General features: G+C 52.1%; 17 protein-coding genes. 8 read left to right on the top strand and 9 right to left on the bottom strand.

Annotated features, from left to right (window positions below; translation table 11 throughout):
- Window positions 1–17: 17 nt before the first annotated feature.
- From DYD62_RS20005 to DYD62_RS19975, 7 genes are read right to left on the bottom strand one after another with little or no spacing between them, the layout of a single operon-like run.
- Window positions 18–791 carry an SDR family NAD(P)-dependent oxidoreductase gene (locus tag DYD62_RS20005; RefSeq protein ID WP_115229449.1) on the bottom strand — a complete coding sequence of 258 codons (774 nt, stop codon included), beginning with the start codon at window positions 789–791 and terminating at the stop codon, window positions 18–20.
- A gap of 2 nt (window positions 792–793) precedes the next feature.
- Window positions 794–1,315 carry a DUF3833 domain-containing protein gene (locus DYD62_RS20000; RefSeq protein ID WP_115229446.1) on the bottom strand — a complete coding sequence of 174 codons (522 nt, stop codon included), beginning with the start codon at window positions 1,313–1,315 and terminating at the stop codon, window positions 794–796.
- Window positions 1,312–2,541, bottom strand: a complete 1,230-nt coding sequence (locus DYD62_RS19995; protein ID WP_233702985.1) for an MFS transporter — start codon at window positions 2,539–2,541, stop codon at window positions 1,312–1,314. Before DYD62_RS19995 ends, DYD62_RS20000 begins: the two co-directional genes overlap by 4 nt.
- A complete protein-coding gene (locus DYD62_RS19990; RefSeq protein ID WP_115229444.1) occupies window positions 2,538–3,080 on the bottom strand; it encodes a chalcone isomerase family protein in 543 nt (180 codons plus the stop codon). The genes DYD62_RS19995 and DYD62_RS19990 overlap by 4 nt, the downstream gene beginning before the upstream one ends.
- Complete coding sequence (locus tag DYD62_RS19985; RefSeq protein WP_115229441.1) at window positions 3,046–4,248, bottom strand: SAM-dependent methyltransferase; 1,203 nt, start codon at window positions 4,246–4,248, stop codon at window positions 3,046–3,048. The genes DYD62_RS19990 and DYD62_RS19985 overlap by 35 nt, the downstream gene beginning before the upstream one ends.
- The gene (locus DYD62_RS19980) at window positions 4,245–5,039 is read right to left on the bottom strand and encodes a DUF1365 domain-containing protein (protein WP_172476529.1); all 795 of its coding nucleotides are present in this window, start codon (window positions 5,037–5,039) and stop codon (window positions 4,245–4,247) included. The genes DYD62_RS19985 and DYD62_RS19980 overlap by 4 nt, the downstream gene beginning before the upstream one ends.
- Complete coding sequence (locus DYD62_RS19975) at window positions 5,039–6,325, bottom strand: NAD(P)/FAD-dependent oxidoreductase (RefSeq protein WP_233702984.1); 1,287 nt, start codon at window positions 6,323–6,325, stop codon at window positions 5,039–5,041. The genes DYD62_RS19980 and DYD62_RS19975 overlap by 1 nt, the downstream gene beginning before the upstream one ends.
- Before the next feature lie 154 nt (window positions 6,326–6,479).
- On the opposite strand from DYD62_RS19975, the gene DYD62_RS19970 reads away from it, so the two are divergent.
- The 7 genes from DYD62_RS19970 (at window position 6,480) to ptsP (ending at window position 13,316) form a co-directional block, all read left to right on the top strand.
- Window positions 6,480–7,094, top strand: a complete 615-nt coding sequence (locus DYD62_RS19970; RefSeq protein ID WP_115229438.1) for a TetR/AcrR family transcriptional regulator — start codon at window positions 6,480–6,482, stop codon at window positions 7,092–7,094.
- Between the two features lie 94 nt (window positions 7,095–7,188).
- Window positions 7,189–8,451: a glutamate--cysteine ligase gene (gene gshA / locus DYD62_RS19965; RefSeq protein ID WP_115229435.1), complete on the top strand. Its 1,263-nt coding sequence runs from the start codon at window positions 7,189–7,191 to the stop codon at window positions 8,449–8,451.
- Between the two features lie 97 nt (window positions 8,452–8,548).
- The gene (gene gshB, locus DYD62_RS19960; protein WP_115229433.1) at window positions 8,549–9,499 is read left to right on the top strand and encodes a glutathione synthase; all 951 of its coding nucleotides are present in this window, start codon (window positions 8,549–8,551) and stop codon (window positions 9,497–9,499) included.
- Window positions 9,496–10,524 carry an FAD:protein FMN transferase gene (locus DYD62_RS19955; RefSeq protein ID WP_115229430.1) on the top strand — a complete coding sequence of 343 codons (1,029 nt, stop codon included), beginning with the start codon at window positions 9,496–9,498 and terminating at the stop codon, window positions 10,522–10,524. The genes gshB and DYD62_RS19955 overlap by 4 nt, the downstream gene beginning before the upstream one ends.
- Window positions 10,525–10,605: 81 nt before the next feature.
- Window positions 10,606–11,007, top strand: coding sequence for a PTS sugar transporter subunit IIA (locus tag DYD62_RS19950; protein WP_115229428.1), 402 nt, complete (start codon window positions 10,606–10,608; stop codon window positions 11,005–11,007).
- A gap of 164 nt (window positions 11,008–11,171) precedes the next feature.
- Window positions 11,172–11,444 carry an HPr family phosphocarrier protein gene (locus DYD62_RS19945; RefSeq protein WP_099396356.1) on the top strand — a complete coding sequence of 91 codons (273 nt, stop codon included), beginning with the start codon at window positions 11,172–11,174 and terminating at the stop codon, window positions 11,442–11,444.
- Window positions 11,445–11,582: 138 nt separating this feature from the next.
- Window positions 11,583–13,316, top strand: coding sequence for a phosphoenolpyruvate--protein phosphotransferase (ptsP, locus tag DYD62_RS19940; RefSeq protein ID WP_115229425.1), 1,734 nt, complete (start codon window positions 11,583–11,585; stop codon window positions 13,314–13,316).
- Between the two features lie 151 nt (window positions 13,317–13,467).
- Here the strand turns inward: ptsP and DYD62_RS19935 are convergent, their stop codons facing one another.
- Window positions 13,468–14,331, bottom strand: coding sequence for a lysophospholipid acyltransferase family protein (locus DYD62_RS19935; RefSeq protein ID WP_115229422.1), 864 nt, complete (start codon window positions 14,329–14,331; stop codon window positions 13,468–13,470).
- A complete protein-coding gene (locus DYD62_RS19930) occupies window positions 14,328–15,209 on the bottom strand; it encodes a lysophospholipid acyltransferase family protein (RefSeq protein WP_115229419.1) in 882 nt (293 codons plus the stop codon). Before DYD62_RS19930 ends, DYD62_RS19935 begins: the two co-directional genes overlap by 4 nt.
- 139 nt (window positions 15,210–15,348) lie before the next feature.
- On the opposite strand from DYD62_RS19930, the gene metK reads away from it, so the two are divergent.
- Window positions 15,349–16,515, top strand: coding sequence for a methionine adenosyltransferase (gene metK / locus DYD62_RS19925; protein ID WP_115229417.1), 1,167 nt, complete (start codon window positions 15,349–15,351; stop codon window positions 16,513–16,515).
- The last annotated feature ends 16 nt before the right edge of the window (window positions 16,516–16,531 follow it).

Raw genomic sequence — 16,531 nt, 5'->3', positions numbered from 1 at the left:
AAGCTGATATTGCGAGATCACGCCAATCGCTGAAGCAAGGAAAAACGCCAGCGGTAGGGCAATCTTTGCAGGCATTTCATCGCCAGCGTAAAGCGGCGTGGAAAATGGATTTCAAAGCGGCCTTTTTCCATTCCTTGCAAAATAGCACTGGCGGCCTGCTCTGGCGTTTGCAGAGCAGGCATGCTGAAGTTATTTTTTGCGGTTAGCTCGGTTTTTACAAAGCCCGGATTGATCAAATACACGCCAAGACCACGCGGGTGCAGATCGGCATAAAGTAGCTCGGCGAGGTTGATCAGCGCGGCTTTACTCGGGCCATAAACAGAAGCATTAGGCAGGCCCATATAACCCGCCACACTGGCAATCACCGCCACGCTGCCCGCTTGCCTCGCAAGCAAATCAGGCAGGACGGTTTCAAGCCCAAAGTAAACGCTGGCTAAATTCACAGCCAGTGTGCGCTCTACCTGTGCGGCTTTAATTTCCCAACTGCGCTCAGGCCGATAATCTGCCGCGCAAAACACCACCAGATCTACCCCGCCCCATGCGTTTTGTATCTGCTGAAAAGCGCCTGGCCAGGCTGCTGCATCAGCCACATCAAAGGGAATAATCTGCACCTGCTCACTCGCCGCAGCCACTTGCAGCAACCTGCCTTCGCTGCGCGAGCTTAAAGCCACGCGTGCGCCTTTGCCGATTAAATCTCGGGCCAGCGCCGCACCAATACCGCTGGAAGCGCCTATCAGCCACACGCGCTGCGCGTGCCACTGCCTGATTTGAGGATTTAGGCTGGCAAACATGGCTAATCCTTTTTACGGAAAAACAGCGTGACTTCGCCCAGCTGCCAGCCAAATTTGCTCATACTGGCGCGGTTTATCATCGTTTTCTGATCAATTAAAAACATCCAGTCATCAAACTGCACTTCATAAACCGAGCCATCTACCGGCAGCAGCATGGTGTATTTCCAGTTGAGCGCATTGCCAGCAATCTGCCCTTCTGCCTCGCCTTTAATATCATCCGCAGTGCCTGTCCACTGCCCACCCGCTTGCTGGCGTAATGTCCAAACGCGTTTTTGCTTACTGCCATCGCTGTATGTGAAGTCTTCATCCAATACAAAGCGCTCCCCCTGCTTGGTGCCCGTCAGCAGCACATGAAAGCGCTTGACCACTTCACCATCACGCTTTTGAAACGTGCCCCATGCTTCTGTCTGGCCACTAAAAAACTGGACTAAATCTAAGGCAGGCTGTTGCTGCTGGTAGTGGCGCACATCCGGCCCGGCGCAAGCGCTAAGCAGCAGGCAAAGCATAATTAACAGTGCTTTCATGGTGCGAATCCTTTTAAAGTGGCTTGCTGCCGGATGACTAAATTTAAACGCCACATTGCCAGCAATTTAATCGCACAAGGCAAGGCGGCGTAGGTGAGTGCGAGGCTTAATCCACCCTGCCCCGCGACGCCCGGCTGATAGCCGCCCCAAGCCAAAAGCGGCAAGGCGAGCCCAGAGAGGGCGAGAGCCAGCTTGCCCAGCAGTGTCCAGATTCCGTAATAGCTGGCGGGTGAGTGCAGGGGGGAAATCAGCCCCGCCAGTAACACGGGGGGCAGCGCTAAATCAGCCCCCAGCGCCAGCCCTGCCAGAATGCACACCACGGCATAGGCAGCCACATCACCAGCGCTCAGCAAAGCCGCGCCTGCAAAAGCCAGCACCGCTAAAATCATGCCCAAGCGCCATGCCTTTGCTGTGCCGATTTTTTTCGCCAGCCTTACCCACAGCGGCAAGCCCAGAGCCGCAGCTACAAAGTAAGCGGCTAAAAATGCACCGGATAATTGCGGGGCGGCGATGCGATCACGGATATAAAACAAAGCTAATGTGGCCGGAATCGCCACCGAAACCGCATTTAAAAAGTAAGGCAGTAATAAGCGCCTGAATGCCAAATTAGCCAGCGGCTCGCGCCAAGATTGCTTTTCACCCCCGCCCAGCCAGGGTAAGGACCGATAAAGCAGTGCCACAATGCCCAAAGCTAATAACAGTGCAAACGCCAGGGCATACCAAGCCATCCCTTGCTCCACCTGCTGCCCCGCCATTAAATAGCCCGGCACAATACTCGCCAGCACCACGCCGATCAGCCCCGCGCCTTCGCGCCAAGCGGCGGCATGAAGTAAAACGGCCTGATCCCCCAGTCTTGCCCCCCATGCCAGATAGGCGATATTGAGCATGCTGTGCGCGGTGTAAATGCCGATCAGCATCACCACCAGCCACATGATTAATGCACTGCCTTGCACCGGGGCCAGCCACAGACCCGCAAATGAAATGGCCAGCAGCAGCCCGGCACAAAGCATCCAGCCGCTTAATCGCCCGGCCCTTCGATCAATTAAATAACCCAGCCACGGGTCTTGCACCGTATCGATCAGCCTTGCGCCAAACAGCACCCAGCCTGTGGTGGATAAGGCCATGCCTAATTGCCCTGCGTAATAAGTCGGGGCGTGCACATAAACTGGCAAAGCCGCCATAGCCAGCGGCAAGCCCAGCAGGCCATAAGCCAGCGCGGGCTTCACTTTTGCCCCAGAAGCTGCGCGCGCAGATTGCTGTCTTTACTGCGCTCATCCAGCCAAATAGCAAAAAATGCTTTGGCAAATTCGGTATCAGCCACTTCGGCATTCAAGCCCTTCTTGCCATAAAAGCGGCAGCCCACACCGGGCAGATACACGCCAATCAGCTGATCGCCGCTTTCTACATCACTAAACGCGCGCTCCATTTCGGCCTGCCAGCGAGCCAGCTGCGCCTTACTATATTCTTTGCCGGATAAACGCTTGATTTCATCAAGGCTGGTGCTAACAAAACGCTCGCGGCTGATGCTGCGGTGGTAAGTTAGCTCCAGCGCAAAGGGGGCACTCGCTGTAAAGGGGCGCTGCTCGCTCCATAAACGGGCGGTATATACCCTAAAACCAAACCAGCGAAACTCTCCCGATCCAAGCGGCGTAGCAGCAGGCAGCTCTTCCCGCCAGCTGGCGGCAAATGCACCTTTCACCATCGTCAGCAGCAGAATCAGTAACAGCGCACTAGCCGGTTTTTTGTAATAAGAACTGCACCACATCGGTTCGCCCCTCATCAAAGCCTGCTTCGCAATAGGCGTAATAAAGCCGCCAGATACGCCGGAATTCATCATCAAAACCTTGCGCCGCAATGGTGGCTTCACATGCGCTAAAAGCTTGGCTCCAGCGGCGCAGTGTTTCGGCATAATCCGCACCAAAATGATGTTGATCGAGTGTTTTAAGGCCAGCTTCTGCCGCTTTGGCCACAAAGCGCTCCGGGCTGGGCAGCATGCCGCCGGGGAAAATATACTGCTGGATAAAATCCGTATTAGCGCGATAGTTTTCAAACCGCGCATCATCAATGGTGATGCTTTGCACCAACGCTTTTGCCCCCGGCTTTAAGCATTGCTGCAGCTGATTAAAATAGCTGGGCCAGAAACGCTCGCCTACGGCTTCAAACATTTCGATCGACACAATGGCATCGTATTGCTCGTTTAAATCACGGTAATCACTGAGCCAAAGCTTAGAACCATTGCCCTGATTACGCGCTTGGGCCACGGCCAGCTGGGCTTCTGAAATGGTAATGCCGTGTACTTCAACGCCACAGCGGGCAGCATGTTCGGCAAAGCCTCCCCAGCCGCAGCCAATTTCCAGCACGCTATCGCCCGCTTTTAAAGCGAGGGTATCGATAATTCTCTGGTATTTGGCGGCCTGCGCGCTTTCTAAGCTCTGGCTGAAATCCCCTGCAAAAATAGCGCTCGAATACGTCCAGCTTTTATCCAGCCACAGCTGGTAAAAATCGTTACCAATATCGTAATGAGCATGAATATTGCGCTTACTTCCCTCGCGGGTATTGGGGCGCAGCCAGTGTTTCAGCCGGTACCACAACGTAGCCAGCTTGCCGCCAAAGACAAAACGCTCCAGCGCCGCTTCGTTTTTTAATGCCAACCGCAGCAAGGCGGTTAAATCAGGCGTATCCAGCCAGCCAGCCGCATAGCTTTCTGCAAAACCAATATCGCCCGCCTTGATAATCCGGCCACAAGCGCGCCAGTCATGGATATGCAGCAGGGCACTGGGTGGCGTGTGTAAATCGCCAAATGTGAGATGGCTGCCATCGGGGGTAATCAGCTGCAAATGCCCATACTGCAAGCGCTGCAATACTTGTATAAATAATCGGGCCGCAGCAGGTGCGGCAAAAGGCAAAGCAGACAGGCTGCGTGCTTGGCTCATGATTGGCTTTCCTTTGAACTTCGCAAATGAAGAGGATGGCTGATAGGGTGTAATGGTGGCTGAGGCTTGCGGTAAAACGGCACGCGTTTCAACCACAGACGCAGCGCCTGCCAATAAATTTTGGCGACCACGCCCAGCGTTAAAAAGGGCTGAGCCAGCAAAGCACGCCGCAGATGCGCGGGGGTAAACGAGAGGCGCCGGCCTGCAATCGCCGTTTTAATCAGCAGGCCTTCCTGATCAAAATAATCAATCGCCACAAAAGCGCTATCTGGCGAATTTTTAAAACAAAACTGGTAATGGCCCGCCACAGGGCAAAAAGGCGAAACATGCAGCGCTTTCATGCTGTGTAAATCGCTATCGGCCAGAATATCCCCGCCGCCAGCTGCTTGTAGTAAATAACGATGATGCTCGCCAAAGGTATTGTTTACCTCGGCTAGCACGGCCTTTAAGCCGCCATTTTTGTCATGGCAAAACCAGAAATTAACCGGGTTAAAGGCATAGCCAAAGATTCTGGGAAAAGTTTGCAACCAGATTTCGCCATCCGCCTCGATGGCCGCATCTTTAAGCAGCCCCCGCATCCAAGCCTGCAGATCAGAGCCATCTCTGGCGCCATAATCCCGCGTGGCAATCGATAAAGGCCGCCAGCAGTTGACGCCAAACCAGCGATTATTCAGCTCGCCTAATCGAGCCAGATTCAGCCGCAGGCAAAACACCGGGTAGACAAAGCGGTTTTGCACCGGTCTGAGCCGCTCGTGCATGACCTGCCCGGTTAATAAGTAAGCGGCACGCATCAGAGCTGCGCCCATTCAGGGAGTACATCAAAATCAGCCGCAACGCGCAGAGCAGATTTCAAACCGTCTTCATGAAAACCATAGCCTGTCCATGCACCGGCAAACCATGTTCGATTGCGCCCCTGCAACTGCGGCAAACGCTGCTGGGCATCAATGGCGGGCTGATCCATGATTGGATGCTGGTATTCAAACTGTGCAATGACTAAATCTGGTTTTTTAAACGGGTTAAGCGTCACCACTACCGGGTGTTCAAACGGCAGATTTTGTAATTGATTCAGTAAATAGCTCACACAAACGGGCCGCTGCCCATCCACGGCCACGCCGCCCAAATAATTCCAGGCCGACCATACTTTTTTGTTTTGAGGTAGTTGCTGCTCATCTAAGTGTAAATAAGCGGTATTGGGCTGGTAGCGCACAGCCCCCAGCAGCTTTTGCTCGCAGGGGCTGGCGTCTTCCAGAATACTTAAGGTATCGGGTGCGTGCCCGGCAAAGACCACGATATCGAAACGTGATTCGCCGCTGGCGGTTAATATCCGTACACCGCTCACATCGCGACGCACACCCAGTACCGGCGTATTAAGACGAATATCCGGCAAAGTGGCTGCGATGCGCTGCACATAGCTGCGGGAGCCACCTTGCACGGTTTGCCATTGAGGCCGCCCATTCACTTGCAATAAAGAGTGATTAATACAAAAACGCAAAAAGGTCAGTGCGGGAAAGCCCAAAATATCTTTAGGTGAGCTCGACCAGATTGCAGCAGCCATGGGCAGCAAATATGCGTCCCTGAACAGCTGACCATAACCACCGGCATCTAGCAGCTGCCCTAATGTTTCTCCGCTATTGCCAGCCCTTAGTAAATTGACCTCTGCTGTTTTATTAAATCGCAAAATATCTTTGAGCATGCCCCAGAAGCGAGGGGAGCAAAGATTGCGCCGCTGTGCAAATACGGCATCCAGATCTGTGCCTGCCCACTCCAGCTGGCCCTTATCCATAGAAACGCCAAACGACATATCCGTGCTGTACGTTGCCACATCCAGCTCAGCCAGCAGAGCCACTAAATTAGGGTAGGTTTTATCATTCAGCACCAAAAAGCCGGTATCAACAGGATGGCTGACCCCGTTCACAGACACATCCACCGTGTTGCTATGCCCGCCCAGATAGCTTCCCGCCTCAAACAGGCAAACATCGTGCTTGCGATTGAGCAAATATGCGCTGGCAAGACCCGATATCCCTGCGCCAATCACGGCGATTTTTTGTCTGAAACCAGAAGAGACTTGCAGTGCCACGGGGTTTTCCTTTGAATGGTTTACAAAACATGCACCTGAATAAGGGCTGAAGCAAAGGCTGAATATTCAAGCTATCCATTCCTCTCATCAGCGGCTAATATGGCAACTAAACCACCATGCAATTAAATCTACCACAGAGTAACTTTAATTACCAATGAGTATTTTAAGCAAATTAAGCTTCAAAGATCAGGCCTTTAAGCTGCGCGAAACGGCGATCCTCGATGCAACCACTGCCATACTGGCCAGCAAGGGCTTTGACTTGATGACCATGGACGATGTTGCCCAGGAAGTAGGCATTTCTAAACCCAGCCTCTATAAGCACTTCAAATCCAAGGAAGATTTGGTGGGTGCGGCGATGATTCGCCTGATAGATGGTGCGCTTGATTATCTGGATGCCATGCCCTCAGGGCTAAGCCCGATACAGCAGCTAAAAGATTTGCTGGCATGGGCTTTAAGCATCAGGCTAGAGGGGGGTATGCCCTTTTTGCCCTCAACCAGCGCGCATGTTCGTGAAATGCTGACGCGTAACCTGAAATACGTCATGAGAGTGTTGAAATTAAATGGCAAGATAGAGGCCATCGTTCAGCAAGCTCAAAAACAAGGCCAGCTCAACCCCGACCTGCCTGTTGATGTGATTTTGTTTGCCTATTACGCCAGAACCTGTGATCCGGCCGTAGAATACTTACAGCTTTACAGCAAGCTGGATCACGAAACCATTATCGAATCCATGCTTGAAGTTTGTTTTTCTGGCCTGAAAAACCAAGCATAAACAGCAGGCAAGCGAATTAGCGTCACTACGGAGTTGAATCCAAAGCCCAGCGCCCGCATATGCCCTGCATGAAACCACTAAGGAATACCCCAAAATGAGCGTTCCACATCTGACCACCGCACTCACAGGCCCGCTGCTGGATCTGGAACGCAAAATTTTGGCAGCCCAGCCTGAAATCGAGCATTGGTTCCGTAACCAGTGGCAGGAACACACTCCGCCATTTTATGGCTCAGTCGATTTGCGTAATGCAGGCTATAAGCTGGCGCCTGTTGATATGAATTTATTCCCGGGCGGCTTTAATAATCTGAATCCGGAATTCCACCCGCTGGCCGTGCAAGCCACCATGATTGCGCTTGAGGGCTATTGCCCTGATGCGCGCCGCGTGTTGCTGATCCCGGAAAACCACACCCGTAATACTTTCTATCTACAAAACGTGGCGGCGCTGGCCAAGATCTTACGTCAGGCTGGCTTAGTCGTGCGTTTAGGCAGCATGAATCCTGAAATCACGACCATTACCACACTTGATTTGCCTGATGGTGGCCAAGTTACGCTAGAGCCTATTGTGCGCAATGGCAAACGGGTTGGTATTGCGGACTTTGATCCCTGCGTAGTGCTGCTCAATAACGATTTATCAGCGGGTATCCCGGCCATCTTGCAAGATATCGAGCAAACATTGTTGCCGCCGCTCAATGCAGGCTGGGCAGTGCGCCGTAAAACCCAGCATTTCACCGCCTACGATAAAGTGGTTGAGGAGTTTGCTGCACTGATCGATATCGACCCTTGGGTCATTAACCCCTACTTTGAACACGTCGACGGGTTGGATTTCCACTCCCGCGCAGGTGAAGACAAGCTGGCAGCCACTGTTGACACGATGATTGAAAAAATCCGCGTCAAATACCAGCAGCACGGCATTGATCAGGTGCCTTATGTCATTGTAAAAGCCAATGCCGGCACTTACGGCATGGGCATTATGAGCGTGAAATCCGGCGAAGAATTGCTCGGCTTAAACCGCAAGCAGCGCAATAAAATGAGCGTGATTAAAGAAGGCATGGAGGTCCACGATGTGATCGTGCAGGAAGGCGTGCCAACCTTTGAGCAAATTAATGCCGCCGTAGCTGAGCCGGTGGTTTATATGCTGGATCGCTTTGTCATTGGCGGCTTTTACCGTGTGCATACAGGGCGCGGCATTGATGAAAATCTAAACGCACCTGGTGCGCACTTTGTGCCACTTGCCTTTGCATCACCGCTCTCCACCCCCGATTGCGACGGCTCGCCAGACTGTGAAGCCAACCGCTTCTACTCCTACGGCGTAGTGGCAAGACTGGCCTTACTGGCTGGGTCTTTAGAGCTGGAATAAGTTTCAAAAGATGGGGAGTCGGGATGAGGGAGTGGGGAGTAAAACCAACTTATCCACTCACGACTCCCGACTCACAACTCCCAACATGAAGGCCGCTATGAAAATCCTTGTCGTGCTTGATCCGCTTGCCAGCTTAAAAATTTACAAAGACAGCAGCTACGCCATGATGCGTGAGGCGGATTTGCGCGGGCATTTGCTGTTTACCTGCGGCGCTGAAAACCTAAGAGTTAAAGACGGCCTTGTAGAAGCTCGGGCAGCCCGGCTGCATTTTACCGACACGCAAAGCGGCCATGAATGGTATACCCAGGATGAGGCCGCCATTACGGCACTGAAAGACTTCGATGCCGTAATCATGCGTACAGACCCACCCTTTGATCAGCAGTATTTCTATGCCACCCAATTGTTTACGCTGGCCGAAGCACAGGGTGCAAAAGTATTTAACCGTGGCCAAGCCCTGCGCGACTTTAATGAAAAGCTGGCCATTTTAAAGTTTCCACAATTCACTGCGCCTACGCTGGTTACCCAGTCTGAAAGCGATGTGCGGGCGTTTTTGGCTGAGCACGGCGACATTATTCTCAAGCCACTGGATGGCATGGGCGGCACAGGGATTTTCCGTCTTACACAGGCGGATCCGAATGTAGGCTCGATTATCGAAACGCTGACAGCCAACGGCACACAAACCATTATGGCGCAGCGCTATATTGCGGCAATTAAAGAAGGCGATAAGCGCATTCTGCTGATCGATGGCAAGCCGGTGGACTGGTGCCTAGCACGGATTCCCAAGGCGGGTGAAACACGCGGCAATCTAGCGGCAGGCGGCAGCGGCGTGGCAAGGCCATTAACAGCCAGAGACCGGGAAATTGCCGAGGCACTGGGGCCGCAGCTGGCGGCCCAAGGCTTGCTGCTGGTGGGGCTGGATGTGATTGGCGAAAACCTCACCGAGGTGAATGTTACTAGCCCGACCTGCTTCGCTGAGATTACCGCACAATCTGGCATCAACGTTGCAGCCCTCTTTATTGATGCGCTAGAAAAGCACGCCGCAGCATGAAACGCCTCTGCTTGCTGATTGCCCTGCTGCTATTAAGCGCTTGCAGCAGGGCGCCGCTTTATCAGCAAGAAAGCTATGTATTTGGCACGCGGGTACAGCTGTCTATCTGGGGCTTGCCCGAAGATGTAGCGCAAAAACATGCCGCCGCAGTATTTGCCGATTTAGATCGCATTCATACCCGTCTGCACCCTTGGCTGCCCTCCGAAATCACCCGGATAAATGCCAGCTTTGCCAAGGGTGAGTCGGCCATTATCGATACCGAAACAGCGAGCTTACTCAAACAAGCCAGCCAGTATGCCGATCAATCTGAGCAGCTGTTTAACCCTGCTATGGGTGGCCTCGTTGAAGCATGGGGCTTTCATAAAGATAACTACACCGCCACACTGCCCAAGAGCGAAACAATCGCGGATCTGCTGGCTGCCCAGCCCAGAATGAGCGACCTGACTTTTGATGCGACCACGGTGAGCAGCAGTAATCCGGCAGTAAAAATCGATACCGGCGGCTTTGCCAAGGGCTGGGCGCTTGATCGTGCAGCAGCCTATTTGCGTAAACACCGGGTGAATAACGCGCTGATTAATGTCGGCGGCAATGTACTGGCACTGGGCAAAAAAGATCAGACACCATGGATTGTGGGCATACAACACCCGCGAGAGCCGCAAGCTATGGCGACGATTGCTTTAAGAGATGGCGAAGCAATTGGCACTTCGGGCGATTACCAGCGTTTTTTTGAAGTAGCGGGCAAACGCTACTCCCATTTAATCGACCCGCGAACCGGCCAGCCAGCCACCACCATGGAAGCCGCTACTGTGATTGCCCCGCCCAGCTTAGAGGCAGGAGCGATCTCTGACGCAGCCACTAAACCTATTTTTATTGATGGCATAGGAAATACATTACGCCATGCCAAACGTTTTGGATTGCATGATGTACTCCTCGTAGGTAATGATGGCAGTGTCTATGTGACAGCAGATTTACAACGCCGGCTGACATGGATCAAGCACCCAGTACATATTTACCGCTTACGGTAGCAAGCAAAAGCGGTATATTTAGAGCATCTTGCTTTCTTGTATTTAATAACATCAAACTTACACCCGTTAAGGTAGGAAGGTATGGTTGGTATTATCATTGTGACGCATGTGTCTTTAGGCGAAGCCTTAGTCTCGTGTGCCCAACATATTATGGCGCGGGATCTGCCAAACTTACTGCAGTTATCAGTAAGCAAAGCAGATGAGCCCGACGACGTAGTAAGACGCGCCAACGAAATGATCAGCCAATTAGACGATGGCTCGGGTGTACTGCTGCTGACCGATATCTATGGCGGCACGCCATCAAATGTCGCTCAGCGTTTAGTCAGGGCAGGCAAAGTAGAAGCGATTGCCGGTGTAAATCTGCCCATGCTGGTCAGAACACTGAGCTACAGCCACCAGGCGCTTGAAGTTGTCGTGAGTAAGGCCATTACCGGAGGCTTAGAAGGTGTGCTCTATATGCTGCCCGACAGCGCTCAGGAATAGGTAGCAGAAATAAAAGTAAAACGCGTTTTTTGCATGCTGCGCGGCAGCATGCAGAAATCAGCGGGATAGCAAAGTGACGTATAGATTGCCGTCAGTAAAGCAATTTCAGGCGGTTTGGAAGGTGTTCTCTATAAGCTGCTCAGCAGCGCTCAGGAATAAGTGATATGCCAACAAGTGAAGTAGAAATCATAAACAAATTGGGTTTACATGCCCGTGCATCCAGCAAGCTCACCCAGCTGGCCAGCCAGTTTCAGTGTGAAGTCTGGCTCAGCCGCAATCAAAAACGGGTGAATGCCAAGTCAATTATGGGCGTCATGATGTTAGCTGCAGGCAAAGGCAGCAAAATTCTGCTAGAAACTGACAACGGTCCGGATGCAGAAAGCGCAATGACGGCAATCTCTGCCTTAATCGCTGATAAGTTTGGCGAAGGCGAATAAGGCTCTGTCTCATCATTCCGTCATAAAATATTTATTTAAAACTGCAAGACAACAGGCATTATCAGGGATAGTTCAGATCAGTTTTGTACTCAAAATAACGACCGCGATCACCGGCACGGTGGCAAAAGAGGAAGATTTATGAGCATTACGCTGCAAGGGATTGGCATTGGGGGTGGGATTGCAATTGGGCAGGCCCACCTTATATCGCATGCCGATATCGAAATTGCTCACTATCAACTGACTGATGCAGACATCCCCGCCGAACTGGCCCGCTTTGATGATGCCATCCGGGTAACCCGAAAATCCTTAGAAATGCTTTGGGGTAGTATCCCTGAAAATGCCCCCGCCGAGCTGGGCGCATTTTTATCGCTGCATATTATGCTGCTAAATGATCATATGCTCTCCAAAGAGCCACGCAATCTGATCGAACAGCAGCATTGCAATGCGGAATGGGCGCTTAAGCTGCAGCTGGAAGTACTGCTCGCTCAGTTTGATGAGATCGAAGACGAATACCTCAGAGAGCGCCGCAGCGATGTGATTCAGGTGGTAGAGCGGGTTTTTAAAACGCTGGCAGGCCACGAAAACCATTCACACGCTCTTGCCGAAATTGCCCCCGACTGCATTCTGGTTGCACATGACCTCAGCCCGGCCGATATGGTGTTGTTTAAAGATACGGCCTATCTTGCCTTTATTACCGATGTGGGTGGCCCGACTTCTCACACCGCGATTTTGGCCCGCAGCTTAGATTTGCCATCGGTACTGGCGCTGCGCCACGCCCGCGAGCTAATCCGCGAAGATGAGCTGATTATTGTCGACGGCATTAACGGCGTGGTGATTATCGACCCCGATGAAATCATCCTCAAAGAATACCGCCATCTGCAAGCAGACTGGCTGAAAAAACAACAAGCACTGCAAGATATCCGCACCAGCCGCCCTGTTACCAAAGATGGCGAAGAAATCGAGCTGTTTGCCAATATTGAAGTACCCGACGATTGCATTTTGTCTATAGAAAACGGGGCGACAGGCGTGGGCCTGTTCCGCTCCGAATTTTTATTTTTATCCGAATCCGATTTACCCACAGAAGAAGAACAGTTCCTCGCCTATAAGCAAGTCGCTGAAGCCATGAAAGGCCAGCCGGTGATTATTCGTACCGTAGACTTGGGCAAAGACAAAATACCTAAATGGCAGCAAGAGCGTGAAACGCCTAACCCGGCGCTGGGGCTGACCGGTATTCGTCTTTGCATGGCCGAGCCACAAATGTTTCGCACCCAGCTGCGCGCTCTACTGCGGGCCTCTGCCTATGGCAAGATTAAGCTACTGCTGCCCATGCTCTCTTATGTGGGCGAAGTAAGGCAAACCCGTAAGCATCTGGAAGAAGCCAAAGCACAGTTACGCGAAGACCATATCGCTTTTGATGAAAATATCGAGCTGGGCGGCATGATCGAAGTGCCCGCAGCAGCCGTGCAGGTAGCCCAGTTTTTAGCGCATCTTGATTTTATCTCGATCGGCACAAATGACTTAATTCAGTACACGCTGGCCGTTGACCGAAACGATGATTCAGTTTCACACCTCTATGATCCGCTGCACCCGGCCGTTATTCAGCTGCTGCACCATGTGATCAGCACGGCCAATCGCCTTGGCAAGCCAGTTTCGATGTGCGGGGAAATGGCGGGCGACCCGGCGCTCACGCGGCTTTTACTGGGCCTTGGACTAAGACGATTTTCTATGCTGCCGATTCAGCTGCTGAAGGTAAAACAAGAAATTCTGACCGGCCAAATGCAGAAAATTAAGCCTTTGGTAGAAAAAATGCTGGTTGCAGAAGACAGCCAGTGCCTGCGTGAACTTTTGCAGCAGCTGCATCAGGATGACTGATAAATAGCAGCCCTGGCTGATTACAAAACACCTCAACAGGCTTTAAGCAGCAGAGGCCTTTACCTAGCAAAGTCTGGTAAAGGCCTGTCTCTTTGCCCTGCTTTACCCACACAAAAAAACAGCTAGGGCAGCAACAGGCCCATTCAAGGCTTTAATATACGCTTGCCTCACCCTCAGGTCGGGTTTTAAAGCGGCGGTGCAGCCAGTAATACTGCGAAGGGTGCTCGCGAATCCGCTCTTCAATAAAAGCATTCATACGGGCCGTATCCGCCAGCGCATCATCGCTGGGAAAGTTTTCCCATGCGGGGTAGTAACGGCTAACAAAGCCGTCTTTTTCCAGCGTGGTAATCATCGGCAGTACTTTTGCTTTGCCCATTAAGGCAAGACGCGATAAGCCAGGTACGGTGGCCGTCTGAATTCCAAAAAATGGAACAAATACAGATTCTTTAGGCCCCAGATCTTGATCGGGCAGGTAGTAAAAACAAACGCCCTGTTTAATGGCCCGCAAAATACCCCGAATACCTTCGCTGCGCTTCACTAGGAGCGGCTCATTAAAACGACTGCGCCCACGCAGAAGCATTAAATCAAACGCATTATCGTGCGACGATGAATACATACTCGCGCCGCGATGATCAACCATATGCCGTACACCGCCAAAATCCAGCCCCAAAAAATGTGGAGCCAGAATAATGACGTGCTCCGTTTCTACCTTAGTAAAATGCTCAAAACCTTCGCGACGCACCAAGCGCTCTACTTGCGCCTGAGAGCCAAACCAAAGCTTACTGTAATAAAAAATGCAGGTGCAAAGCTCTTGGTAGTGTTGTTTTAATACACACTCATGCTGCCCCTCGGGCCACTCTGGAAAGCAGAGTTGTAAATTAGTCAGCCCGATTTTACGCCGGCTTTTTACTGCAAAATAGAGTACCCGGCCCAGCACAGATCCTAGGCAACGTAAGAGTGATAAAGGCAGCCAGCTTAAACACCAGAACAAAATAATCAACAAACGGTAACTCATACATCCTCGGGCAAGGGTGCGCCTGCGGGGCGCTTATAACGGTTGTAACTCCACAAATACTGGCTGGGAGCACGGCGGATCATGGCTTCTACATTGCGGTTCAAAATAAGGGCATCAGCCTGTGTATCGCCCACGAAGGCTTCATCCAGCGGGGCAAAATGCATTTTAAATCCACGCCCCCAAGACAGGCGCTCGGCAAAGCACATCAGGATCACAGGCTGAGTTGATTTGCTTAAACGAGGCAATAAAGTCATGGTGTAAGCAAGCTTACCAAAGAATGGAGCCCAAGCTCCTTCCCCTGCCCCGGGAGCCTGATCCGGGAGTATATAAATTGCTTGCTTCTCTTTTAAGGTGCGCAGTAAGATCTTTACGCCACTGGCATTCGCAGGCGCAGCACGGCCATTGGCGCGGTTTCGCCCTGTCACCATCAAAGGCTCTAACCATTTAAGCTTGGGAGGCCGGTATAAAGCGGCCAGCACGCAGGGAATCTGTGTGCTTATATACACACCACAGACCTCGATTCCACCAAGATGCGGAGAAACAAACATCATGGGCCGACCACTTTGCATTGCCGCTTCAACATGCTCCCAGCCGTCGCGTTCCTTCACCCAACGGCCAACCTGCTCTGGCGTTCTAAGCCAAGCTGGTAAAAGTTCTAACGCCCCCATGCCATGGGCACTCACACTTAAGCGGTGCAATCGCTTATAATCTCCGCCATTTTGCGCAATACCCGACTGCTGCAAGTTGGCAGCCAAACGCTGTCTGTAGCGTGGCGATAACAGCCAAGCCAGCCAGCCAAGCAAGGCTCCAAGGCCATGAAATAGCCATAGGGGCAAGTAAGCAATAGGTTTAAGCAGCAGCATCAGGTTTTTACGCATCCAAGGGCAGGCTCCGGATTCTACCGGCAAAACAGGCTGTTACTAAGCGTTTAGGACAATAAGTCATTTGTGCAAGCATGTAACAAATCACTTTATGAAGAAAACCCTTAGTAAGCCCCTCATTGACAGGGAAACAATAATGCAAGAATTCCTCTTTACCTCTGAATCGGTTTCTGAAGGCCATCCAGATAAGGTGGCAGACCAAATCTCGGATTCCATCCTTGACGCTATTCTGACGCAAGACAAACACGCCCGCGTGGCCGCCGAAACGCTGGTAAATACCGGTCTTGTGGTCCTAGCTGGTGAAATTACCACGCATGCCAATGTGGATTATATTCAAATTGCCAGAGATACCATCAAGCGCATTGGCTACGACCATAGCGATATTGGCTTTGATTACAAAACTTGCGCGGTGCTGGTGGCTTACGACAAGCAAAGCCCGGATATCGCTCAAGGTGTAAACGAAGGTCAAGGCTTAGATTTAGACCAAGGCGCTGGCGATCAAGGCCTGATGTTTGGTTATGCCTGCGATGAAACACCGCAGCTGATGCCTATGCCGATTTACTACTCGCACCGCCTGATGCAGCGCCAGTCTGAAGTTCGCAAAGACGGCCGCCTGCCTTGGCTGCGCCCGGATGCTAAATCGCAAGTAACCGTGCGCTACGACAAAGACACCGGTATGGCCACCGGCATCGACACCATCGTACTGTCTACCCAGCACCACCCGGATGTCAGCCACGCTCAGCTTGCTGAAGCCGTGATTGAAGAAATCATTAAGCCAGTGATCCCGCCCGAATTATTAGTGGGCACCAAATACCTGATTAACCCGACAGGCCGTTTTGTCATCGGCGGCCCGATGGGCGATTGCGGTTTAACCGGCCGTAAAATCATTGTGGATACCTACGGCGGTGCAGCCCCTCACGGCGGCGGTGCTTTCTCGGGTAAAGACCCATCCAAGGTAGACCGCTCAGCCGCCTACGCTGGCCGTTATGTGGCAAAAAATATCGTTGCTGCCGGTATTGCCAAGCAATGCCTAGTACAAGTGTCTTACGCAATTGGTGTAGCACAACCGGTATCGATCATGGTGGATACATGGGGCACAGGTAAATTGCCTGAGCACGAGATTGTAGAGCTGATCAAACAGCACTTCGATTTACGCCCGAAAGGCATTATCCAGATGCTTGATTTGCTGCGTCCGGTATACACACGCACTGCAGCCTACGGCCACTTTGGCCGTGAAGAGCCAGATTTCTCGTGGGAGCGCACTGATAAAGTCGAGATCCTGCGCGCTGCTGCGGGGCTGTAAGCGATTGATCAGGGCT

Origin of the sequence: Iodobacter fluviatilis (genome assembly GCF_900451195.1) — a bacterium.
Lineage (GTDB): Bacteria > Pseudomonadota > Gammaproteobacteria > Burkholderiales > Chitinibacteraceae > Iodobacter > Iodobacter fluviatilis.
This window is presented reverse-complemented; position numbering and strand designations above follow the sequence as displayed.

Coding starts and splice junctions, on each gene's coding strand:
- DYD62_RS19935 (WP_115229422.1), bottom strand. CDS start 14,331: ATGAGTTACCGTTTGTTGATTATTTTGTTCTGGTGTTTAAGCTGGCTG.
- DYD62_RS19930 (WP_115229419.1), bottom strand. CDS start 15,209: ATGCGTAAAAACCTGATGCTGCTGCTTAAACCTATTGCTTACTTGCCC.
- DYD62_RS19990 (WP_115229444.1), bottom strand. CDS start 3,080: ATGTGGTGCAGTTCTTATTACAAAAAACCGGCTAGTGCGCTGTTACTG.
- DYD62_RS19980 (WP_172476529.1), bottom strand. CDS start 5,039: ATGCGTGCCGCTTACTTATTAACCGGGCAGGTCATGCACGAGCGGCTC.
- DYD62_RS19950 (WP_115229428.1), top strand. CDS start 10,606: ATGGTTGGTATTATCATTGTGACGCATGTGTCTTTAGGCGAAGCCTTA.
- DYD62_RS19945 (WP_099396356.1), top strand. CDS start 11,172: ATGCCAACAAGTGAAGTAGAAATCATAAACAAATTGGGTTTACATGCC.
- metK (WP_115229417.1), top strand. CDS start 15,349: ATGCAAGAATTCCTCTTTACCTCTGAATCGGTTTCTGAAGGCCATCCA.
- DYD62_RS20000 (WP_115229446.1), bottom strand. CDS start 1,315: ATGAAAGCACTGTTAATTATGCTTTGCCTGCTGCTTAGCGCTTGCGCC.
- gshB (WP_115229433.1), top strand. CDS start 8,549: ATGAAAATCCTTGTCGTGCTTGATCCGCTTGCCAGCTTAAAAATTTAC.
- DYD62_RS19955 (WP_115229430.1), top strand. CDS start 9,496: ATGAAACGCCTCTGCTTGCTGATTGCCCTGCTGCTATTAAGCGCTTGC.
- DYD62_RS19970 (WP_115229438.1), top strand. CDS start 6,480: ATGAGTATTTTAAGCAAATTAAGCTTCAAAGATCAGGCCTTTAAGCTG.
- ptsP (WP_115229425.1), top strand. CDS start 11,583: ATGAGCATTACGCTGCAAGGGATTGGCATTGGGGGTGGGATTGCAATT.
- gshA (WP_115229435.1), top strand. CDS start 7,189: ATGAGCGTTCCACATCTGACCACCGCACTCACAGGCCCGCTGCTGGAT.
- DYD62_RS19985 (WP_115229441.1), bottom strand. CDS start 4,248: ATGAGCCAAGCACGCAGCCTGTCTGCTTTGCCTTTTGCCGCACCTGCT.
- DYD62_RS20005 (WP_115229449.1), bottom strand. CDS start 791: ATGTTTGCCAGCCTAAATCCTCAAATCAGGCAGTGGCACGCGCAGCGC.